Genomic DNA, 9,364 nt, shown 5'->3' with positions numbered 1-9,364 from the left:
TCGAATTTAAGCGGCATTTTAGGGGTGAATGACGAACAGCTGGTGTCCTGTGATTTTAACCATGATCCCAGATCCGCCATTGTTGATCTGCCCCAGACCCGGGTATCGGGATCACGGCTTGTAAAAATCCAGGCATGGTTTGACAATGAGTGGGGGTATTCCAACAGGATGCTTGATACCGCAATTGCCGCCCTTGATAAATAAAGTAAAGGAGTTTTGCCATGGCCTTGGATCCAACCCAGCATGCGGATTGGGAGATTGCAGAAGATGCGGAAAAAAACATGCTCACCATTTATGAAATCGGTGAAAAACTCGGATTGACCAAAGAAGAACTGCTGCCCCATGGACATTACATTGGTAAAATTGATTCCATGACAGTACTTGACCGTCTTAAAGATAAGCCCAACGGAAAGTATATTGATGTCACCGCCATCACCCCCACCCCGCTTGGCGAAGGCAAATCCACCTCTGTCATCGGTTTGGTACAGGGCCTTGGAAAACTTGGAAAACGGGTTTGTGCGGCCATCCGTCAGCCTTCGGGGGGCCCGACCATGAACATCAAGGGGTCTGCTGCAGGCGGCGGTCTTTCCCAGTGTATTCCGTTGACACCCTTTTCCCTGGGATTCACCGGCGACATCAACGCCATCATGAACGCCCACAACCTGGCCATGGTTGCCCTGACCTCCCGGTTACAGCATGAAAGAAACTATACGGACGAGCAACTGGAACGCCTCTCGGGCATGAAGAGAATCGACATTGATCCCACCAATATTGAAATGGGCTGGGTCATGGATTTCTGCTGCCAGGCATTGCGTAACATCATCATCGGTATTGACGACGTAAACGGCAAGTTCGACGGTTTCATGATGAAATCCAAATTCGGTATTGCCGTGTCTTCGGAAGTGATGGCCATCCTGTCCCTGGCCACTGACCTTAAAGACCTGCGTGAAAGAATGGGTAAAATCGTTGTGGCATACACCAAAAAAGGCGCACCTGTCACCACCGAAGACCTGAAGGTTGCCGGTGCCATGACCGCCTGGATGGTTGAGGCCATGAAACCCTCTTTGATGCAGACCCTGGAAGGCCAGCCTGTTATCGTTCATGCAGCGCCTTTTGCCAACATCGCCATTGGCCAGAGCTCCATCATTGCTGATAAAGTCGGCTTGAAACTGGCTGACTATCATGTGACCGAATCAGGCTTTGGCGCCGGCATTGGTTTTGAAAAATTCTGGAACCTGAAATGCCGCTACTCCGGACTGACACCTGACTGTGCTGTTGTTGTTGCAACGATCCGTGCCCTGAAGTGCCACGGCGGCGCACCAGTGCCTGTTCCGGGCAAACCCATGCCCCAGGCGTACAGCACTGAAAACGTTGAATGGGTTGAAAAAGGATGCGCCAACCTCATCCATCACATCCGCAACGTGCGTAAAGCCGGTATCTCTCCGGTGGTTTGCATCAATGCCTTTTATACGGATACAGATGCTGAAATCGCCAAGGTTCGTGAGCTGGTCAAGGCTGAAGGGGCACGGGTGGCCCTTTCCCGCCACTGGGAAAAAGGCGGCAATGGCGCCATTGAATTTGCCCGGGCCGTTGTGGAGGCATGCGAGGAAAAAACAGAATTCAAATTCCTCTACATGCTGGATATGCCGCTAAAACAAAGAATCGAACTTATTGCCAAAGAAGTTTACGGAGCCGACGGTGTTGATTACTCGCCTGTTGCCGACAGGAAACTGGCTGCGCTCCAGGCTGACCCGGAAGTGTCTAAGATGGGTGTGTGCATGGTGAAAACCCACTTGTCTTTGTCTGACAACCCCGGGCTCAAGGGTGTGCCCACAGGCTGGAGACTGGCCATCCGTGAAGTCCTGACTTACAGAGGTGCGGGTTTCATCGTTCCCGTTGCCGGAGATATCTCTCTGATGCCGGGTACCGGTTCCAACCCGGCCTTTAAACGCATTGATGTTGATGTTGAAACCGGCAAGGTTCAGGGTATATTCTAGGATCAAAATTTAACCCATCCGACAAAGGAAACGGCGTTGCCCGCCTTTTTTCTCCTTTGCCGGATCATATCAGGAGAACAGCATGACCGCAGAAATCATCAGCGGAACCGAGATAAGAAAAACCATTCTGGCTGAAATTAAGGCAGATGTTGAAAAAATGAAAGCCAAACACGGCAAAGTGCCGGGTCTGGTAACCATCCTTGTGGGCAAAAACCCGGCATCTGTCAGCTATGTAACCTTGAAGGTAAAAACAGCGTTGTCTGTCGGATTTAATGAAATTCAGGATGATCAGCCCGGGGATATTTCCGAAGCCGATCTGCTGGCGTTGATCCATAAATACAATAATGACCCAGATATCCACGGTATTCTGGTCCAGTTGCCGCTGCCCGGGCATATTGACGAAAAAAAAGTGATTAATGCCATCAATCCGGACAAGGACGTGGATGCATTCCATCCTGTTAATGTAGGCCGTCTGATGATCGGCGGTGATAATGCCAGATTTCTGCCCTGTACCCCGGCCGGTATCCAGGAGATGCTTGTCCGTTCCGGCACACAAACATGCGGTGCCCAGGTTGTTGTTGTGGGTCGTTCCAATATAGTCGGCAAACCCATTGCCATGATGATGGCCCAAAAAGGTGATTGTGCCGACGCCACGGTAACCCTTGTTCATACAAGGACCAAAGATCTTGCCGCCCATTGCAAACGCGCTGATATCCTCATTGTTGCAGCCGGCGTGCCTGGTCTTGTCAAACCCGAATGGATCAAACCGGGCGCCACTGTTATTGACGTCGGTGTGAACCGTGTGGGCATAAACCAAGCCACCGGAAAAGCCATTCTCAAAGGTGACGTGGACTTTGATGCAGCCAGGGAAATCGCAGGCAAAATCACCCCTGTTCCCGGCGGCGTAGGACCCATGACCATTGCCATGCTCATGAAAAACACCCTGAAATCCGCCCAGTATGCCCTGGGAGATTTATAGTTTAAACGCACCAATGTATCTACCCGGCGAACCTGTCCACAGAATTTACACATGGAAAAAAAACCAGACGCAAGCCCAGAACAAACAATGAAACTTACGACAGCAACAATGCAGGGGTAAATGGACGCCCCAGGCGCGTCACCCTCTTGTTTCAGGTATCTTGTCTATAGTTTCATAGGAAAATCTCCCATGGCATTTTTATTGCTATGGTTAGTGTAGCTGGTAGTTCTTTTATGCTGACCTAATAAAAAAAGAGGGGGAAAATTATGACAAAAGAATCCAAAATAGGATATTCGCCTGGTGATTACGGTAAAAAAAGGCTGGGCGCTGCTGCCTGGGCAGAGATCAATGTTAAGAACTGGAGCCGGGCACCTGAAACAAAGCCCCAAAAACAGCCGAAAGACGGCATTTTCCCCTGCATCTGCTTCTCCCGGCAAATCGGGGTAGGTGCCCTTCAAATCGCTGATCTTTTATCCGAACGGATGCCGTTCAAGGTGATTGACCGGGAAATTCTGGAGTTCATGGCCAAAGAAAAGGATCTGACCCAAAAAGCCGTGGAATATTTTGATGAACGGTACCCTGGCATCATGAGTGAATTGTTTACCATGCTGATCAGCGAAAAAACCTATTTAAAAAGCGACTATGCAAGACAGCTTGCAAAAACCGTGACTGCCATGGCAGGACTGGAGCCCACCATCTTTGTGGGACGGGGCACCCATCTGATTCTTCCTAGGGATAAAGTCCTAGCTGTCAGATTCATTGCCGGCAGGGAATACCGGATTTCAAGGCTGTCAGGGTTGCTTGGCATATCCTGGGAACAGGCTGAAAGCCGAATAAAAATCATGGACAAGGAACAGAAAGCCTTTTTTAACAGTGTATACCAGAAGGATGAGGCCAACCCGGATGAATTCGATATGGTCATCAACTTAAGACACCTTAAGGATGCGTCCAAGGCCGTGGAAATCGTTGCCTGCGCCTTTGAACAGAAATTCGGATCTATAGCATAACTGCTTTAGGCCGGGCATGGTCTTATGCCCGGCCCAAACCAGGCAGGCAGACTGCCCCATTTGTCCTGCACAGTGGAAACAATCCCCCGGCCCCCGATAAGGGCGATCTTGGCTGCCATGTACTGGCAGACAAAGGCCAGCACCACACTGAGCACCGCCACCCATAAGAAATCATAGCCATAGTTTCCGCCGGCCCTGGCAACACTCAAGGTGGTTCCCGGCCCCGCAGCCACGGGCACTGATGATCCAGGCAGGCCCCAGCGCAGATAGCATGCGTTTGAAAGACATGCCCTTCCCGGATGCCGTCTTTTGATCTTCTTTTAAAGCGGCCATAATGGTTTCCTGTATATACTTTAATCCAGACAGTAAACTTCAGCCCTTAAATGTTGATGGATATCCGCTTCGCCAAGGGCGTACAAACTGTCCATGAAATGGGGCAGAAAAAAACCCGGGCCACTCACCCGGGCCGCGGCCAGCTCTCCGGCAATGCCCGCAACGGCAACGCCTGCAACGGCAGCGTCAAAGCCGTTTTCAGCCACGGCATAAAATGCAGCGCAGATGGCGGAAAGCATGCAGCCGGTACCGGTTACCGCGCCCATGAGTTCGGATCCGTTGGCGATCCTGACCATTTTGCCATCTCCCATGACCATGTCTGTTTTCCCGCTGACAACAAGCGCGGATGCGGCTCCCAAAAGCGCTGCTGCACCGCCTGGCAAGCCATCAGAATTGCGGTCGGGCCGGCCATGCCCGGTCAGAATAGCCCTGGCCTGTTCCGGGCAGATCCCGCTTTCCACCCCCTTGGTGGATAAATGGCCTGCAGCCAGGGCGCAGATTTCCGAAGGATTTCCCCGGATGATTTTTGCCGGGGCAAAGGCGCAAAGTTCCCGGGCAATATCAGTGCGAAAGTGCCCGGCACCGGCACCCACAGGGTCCAGGACAACGGGCTTTCCAGCGCCCCCGGCAAGGGACATCAGGGATTTCATGACTGAAATCCGCTCCGGAACCGGGGTGCCGGTATTGATGCAAAGGGCATCCGATACCCCGGACATATACGCTGCATCCTGGCCTGCCCAGGACATCATGGGGGATGCCCCAAGGGCCAGAAGCGCATTGGCGGTCTGATTCATTACCACAAAGTTGGTCACCACATGGACCAAGGGTCTTGTATCGCGCAACGCGGCAAAAAGCCTGTAGATATCTGCGGCCAATTCATGGGCGTGCATATGCTCACTCTTTCCTTTTTATTCCGGGCATTTTTTCCGGGAAATCAGGTAAATAAAACAAGACAGGGGAAGGGCAACCCGCATGTGAGAGGTAAAGTGTTTAAAGTATAATCCTGAATCCTTGGAAATCAGGTTTATTTTCTATAAAATTGATTCTGGTATTCTCATCGCGTAGTGGTGGAGAATCCTATTATAGCGACAACGGACGGATAATACTCACCCTTTTTGGATCTACCTCTTCCAGAAGAGAATAGTCTACCATTTCAAGATAATTCCTCGGGATTTTGCGTTCGACAATATTATTGTCCAGCGCCCATTGTTCAATACTTTCCAGTTCATTAAAAATCGACTGCTCCAGACTGAGGTGATAATTCATTTCATGCCGGACGGTCTGTGCCATATCCTTAATATCATAACCCTTTGTTTTTGCCATGATTTCAATACCTTCTTCCATATGGGTCTTCATGAATTCTTCCCCTTTAAGAATGGCCCGCAACACCCCTTTGGCCTGTTCACGGTGCTGTGCCAACCATGCTCGGTGCACTATCAACTGTTGAGTCTTCCTGTAAATGGCCGGGTTCTGAAAAATCACATAATCATTCCCAAGAATCTTTTTTGTTTCCGTAATGGGTACTCCATGCCACATTGCGGCATCGGCTAGTCCGCGTTCAATGATGCCTGGAATCTCTTTTTTACCACCAAACACTAGTTCAACATCATCTAAGGTCAATCCGTAGAACAACAGAAACCTCTCAAGATAAAAATGGGCAAAACTGGCCTGGGTCACAGCGATTTTCTTACCTTTCAGATCCGAAACCTTGGTGATACCCGCGCTTTTTCTGGCAATCAGTTTCATCTGGTTGTCAGAATAGGAAAGCGTCCCGATAATCACATGGTCAGACGGGTTAAGATTCGACTGGACAATACGAAGGCAGGTGTTACACATTACATCGGCTTTTCCCTGCACATACGCCTGGAATATCTGTTGCCCCCCAGTCATGGATAATGTCGTCGTTTTGATCCCCTGTTCCTTAAAAAAACCTTTTTCCTGGGCAATGACCACCGATCCGGTCATTGCGCCCCAACCCGTTGCAATAGTTAAAGGGAGCTGTTCCGCCATGACGGGTTGAAAATAAAATAAAACTACGCCAAAGAAAAATACAGAAATAAACGCTTTCATGACACTTCCCCTCTTCTGAGTTTAGATGGATGATGACAATACAATGTGTGGTTCCGTTTATCGTTCATGTCCATTTATTAGCAGGATAACATGAATATTTTGAATCTTATCCCGATAGATAAATCCTTTTTAAAATCAATTTAATTGAAAATTAACCATCCCTGGCAGCGAAACGCAAGACTAAATTCAATATACTATAAAATTGATTTTCTGAAAGTCCAAAATAAATCAAGTTAAATCCGAGATGATTTTACAATGCCTCTTGTTTGCCCATAAGATAGCGGCGCGCCAATTGTTCTTCATCAATTCCGTTCATATCATACCCAAACGTCTCTGCGATCGATAGTGCGCGAGGATGCTTATGTATGATTCTCCAATCCTGCCATACTGGAGAAATATATTGAAATTGATCTACTCTCTGGGATCGAAAACTCAGACTTTTGTCATTCACAGGCAAATTCAGGAAGTCGAGAATCTCAGGGATTGCCTGATTTTTAAACATATCTTCATACCGTATATGCAGCCATGGAACATTCAGACGAGCCTGCTGTTCCAAAGCAAAGGCCTGCACCTCACTCCAGTAGAATAAACACTTTTCAAAAGGGATAAGCTTATCCCACACGTCACAATACTCTTTAAATTTGATCCCATGATCAAACGGTGACAGGAGAACTTTTTCTGGAATGTGTGATAATATCGGTTTCTGAAATGCAGCGTGGGTTAACCATGAACAACATGTTGGCACCGGGTGCCTGGTAAGGTGAATAATCCGAATACGGGAATCAAAACGTTCCGCAAGGTATGGGATTGTGCTCCAACTTGGATGACCGCATTCAATATATGGCTGGACAGCTAGTTGCTTCTCGATATCATGCATGTGGCTGAGCACTTCGGACGGAAGTGAATCAAGGGGCTTCTTTAAATTAAAGCGCCCAAGTGTCTTACGAGCTTCATAACGGTCCTGAAGTGGTTCGTGTTCAACTGTAATAAAATCCGAACATAAATTTGACAAGGCCGCGGCAAGCCATTGCGTTCCGCAGCGTCCGGTTGAAACTATAAATGCAGCAAAGCTCATGTATCTCTCTTAGCATAATCTGCCGGGAAATGCTAAAAGGAATAAAACCGCCAAATTCTCCCGCAGTTCTATCTCCTCCCGGCATCAGCATTCAAACGCACCTGGCGAATGGTGTTCATCAAAAATTCCACAGTCACCGGTTTTTCCAGATATGCCCGGATTCCCATGGCACAGGATTTTTCCCTGGAGAACGACCGGCTGTATCCCGTTAAAAGGATGATGTCCATATCCGGACGGATGGCAAGGATCTCTTTTGCCAGGGCATCCCCTCTCATTTTCGGCATATTCATGTCTGTGATCACAAGGTCGTAATCAGCAGTATCCATGCAGAACAGCTCTAGCGCCTGGGCCCCGTCTTCACACGCCCGGACCCGGTAGCCGTAATGCCGGAGAAGTTCTGCTGTGGAGTTTCGCACATCTTCCTCATCCTCCACAAGCAGCACCTTTTCCGTACCGTGCAGAGAGGCTGTCTGCTCAGGGGCTGCTATCGTGGCAGGCAGCGGCCTGGTATTAATGGGAAAAAAGAGTTGAAACCGGGTGCCTTTCCCCGGCGTACTGGCCACATCAAGGAATCCCTGGTGCGCTGCCACGATGGAGTGCACAAGTGTCAGCCCCAGTCCCGTTCCCTTGCCGTGTTCCCTGGTGGTAAAATAGGGTTCAAATGCCTTTTCAAGTGTATCTTCATTCATACCATGGCCGGTATCAATCACCTCGAGCCGGACATAAGCGCCATCGGGAATCTGACAGGAAAGCCCGGATTGAACCCCTGTATCGGGAAAGGCAATGTCCGTCAGCGTTACGGTAAGGGTCCCCCGGGCTTGGGCCATGGCAGCATAGGCGTTGGTACAAAGGTTCATAACAATCTGGTGCATCTGGGTGGCGTCCGCAAGGATCGTCGAGTGGGATTCAATTTTTTCCCGGATCTCAATGTCGGCGGGTAAAACGGATTTCAACAGTTTTAACGCCTCCTTCACCACGATCCTGATTTTGATACGGCTTTTGCGGGGACGTGTCTGCCTGGTGAAGGTCAATATCTGCCGAATCAGGTCCGCTGCCCGCTGCCCGGCCGTAAAAATATTGTCCAGGCTGCCCAGAATATTATTCTGGCCCTGGGCATCCATCTGTGCCAGTTTGGTGTATCCGAAAATACCGGATAAAATATTATTAAAATCATGGGCAATGCCGCCGGCAAGCCTCCCCATGGCCTCCATTTTCTGGGCCTGGCGCAGCCGGGTCTCCATGAGGTGCTGCCCTGTAGTATCTTCAAGGCAGATCATGGCAAAACTGTCACCACTTGCCGCTACAGGGAAAACAGCGAGCCGGTGAAAAAGGGTTTCCTTGCCTTTCCGGCAGGCAACCGACTCCAGCCGCAGGGGAACAACCTGGGTCACGGCCCGGTCTATTTCATCCAGGCTCTTTGTATCGCAATACTTCAGCAGCTCCTTGTATGACGCCGCACAAAAAGATTTTTCGTCACCAAGATATTCACAAAAAAATGTTTTTGCCTCCTGGTTCAAAAACATGATGTTCCCGTTCCGGCTGACTCCGATAAGCATCAGGGGCATGGCATTGATGATATTATTCAGGTAGGTTTTGGCCTTTTCAATTTCATTGGCCTGATTTTTTATCTGCTCAAAACTTTTTTTCAGCCGCCGGGACATGAGGTTAAAGGCTGACGCCACTTCTGCAAATTCATCTTTGCTGGTGATCTCTAAGGGGTGATCAAATTGCCTGACAGATAAATTCCTGGCAAATCCGATGACCTTGTTCATGGATTGAACCACCCCGGATGCAATGGCCATGGCAATGACGGCTCCCAATGAAACCAGCAGGACAAAGGCAATCAGAATTGTGACGATCGTTTTTCCCAAGGCGATTTTAAGGGGGGAATGATCCAGGGCCG

The 9,364-nt window shown here is 49.4% G+C and carries 8 protein-coding genes and 1 pseudogene; 4 read left to right on the top strand and 5 right to left on the bottom strand.

Annotated features, from left to right (window positions below):
* The 4 genes and pseudogenes from AB7U36_RS12370 to AB7U36_RS12355 all read left to right on the top strand — a co-directional run.
* A pseudogene (locus AB7U36_RS12370) lies at positions 1-204 on the top strand (erythrose-4-phosphate dehydrogenase); the annotation flags it as partial.
* A gap of 17 nt (positions 205-221) precedes the next feature.
* A complete protein-coding gene (locus AB7U36_RS12365; RefSeq protein WP_428160074.1) occupies positions 222-1,997 on the top strand; it encodes a formate--tetrahydrofolate ligase in 1,776 nt (591 codons plus the stop codon).
* 82 nt (positions 1,998-2,079) lie between these two features.
* Positions 2,080-2,976 (top strand): bifunctional methylenetetrahydrofolate dehydrogenase/methenyltetrahydrofolate cyclohydrolase FolD, encoded by an 897-nt coding sequence (folD, locus tag AB7U36_RS12360; RefSeq protein ID WP_428160073.1) that lies wholly within the window; start codon positions 2,080-2,082, stop codon positions 2,974-2,976.
* 266 nt (positions 2,977-3,242) lie between these two features.
* Complete coding sequence (locus AB7U36_RS12355) at positions 3,243-3,983, top strand: AAA family ATPase (protein ID WP_428160072.1); 741 nt, start codon at positions 3,243-3,245, stop codon at positions 3,981-3,983.
* A gap of 5 nt (positions 3,984-3,988) precedes the next feature.
* On the opposite strand, the gene AB7U36_RS12350 is transcribed toward AB7U36_RS12355, so the two are convergent.
* From AB7U36_RS12350 to AB7U36_RS12330, 5 genes are all read right to left on the bottom strand, one after another.
* Complete coding sequence (locus AB7U36_RS12350) at positions 3,989-4,222, bottom strand: divalent metal cation transporter (RefSeq protein ID WP_428160071.1); 234 nt, start codon at positions 4,220-4,222, stop codon at positions 3,989-3,991.
* Between the two features lie 114 nt (positions 4,223-4,336).
* Positions 4,337-5,206, bottom strand: a complete 870-nt coding sequence (locus AB7U36_RS12345) for a hydroxyethylthiazole kinase (protein WP_428160070.1) — start codon at positions 5,204-5,206, stop codon at positions 4,337-4,339.
* Between the two features lie 190 nt (positions 5,207-5,396).
* Positions 5,397-6,386 carry an ABC transporter substrate-binding protein gene (locus AB7U36_RS12340; RefSeq protein ID WP_428160069.1) on the bottom strand — a complete coding sequence of 330 codons (990 nt, stop codon included), beginning with the start codon at positions 6,384-6,386 and terminating at the stop codon, positions 5,397-5,399.
* 250 nt (positions 6,387-6,636) lie between these two features.
* Complete coding sequence (locus AB7U36_RS12335) at positions 6,637-7,461, bottom strand: sulfotransferase domain-containing protein (RefSeq protein ID WP_428160068.1); 825 nt, start codon at positions 7,459-7,461, stop codon at positions 6,637-6,639.
* 68 nt (positions 7,462-7,529) lie between these two features.
* Positions 7,530-9,364, bottom strand: a 1,835-nt coding sequence (locus AB7U36_RS12330) for a hybrid sensor histidine kinase/response regulator (protein WP_428160067.1), incomplete at its 5' end; no start/stop codon positions are given.

Source organism: Desulfobacter sp., from assembly GCF_050177295.1.
This window is presented reverse-complemented; position numbering and strand designations above follow the sequence as displayed.

Coding starts and splice junctions, on each gene's coding strand:
- folD (WP_428160073.1), top strand. CDS start 2,080: ATGACCGCAGAAATCATCAGCGGAACCGAGATAAGAAAAACCATTCTG.
- AB7U36_RS12335 (WP_428160068.1), bottom strand. CDS start 7,461: ATGAGCTTTGCTGCATTTATAGTTTCAACCGGACGCTGCGGAACGCAA.
- AB7U36_RS12365 (WP_428160074.1), top strand. CDS start 222: ATGGCCTTGGATCCAACCCAGCATGCGGATTGGGAGATTGCAGAAGAT.
- AB7U36_RS12355 (WP_428160072.1), top strand. CDS start 3,243: ATGACAAAAGAATCCAAAATAGGATATTCGCCTGGTGATTACGGTAAA.
- AB7U36_RS12345 (WP_428160070.1), bottom strand. CDS start 5,206: ATGCACGCCCATGAATTGGCCGCAGATATCTACAGGCTTTTTGCCGCG.
- AB7U36_RS12340 (WP_428160069.1), bottom strand. CDS start 6,386: ATGAAAGCGTTTATTTCTGTATTTTTCTTTGGCGTAGTTTTATTTTAT.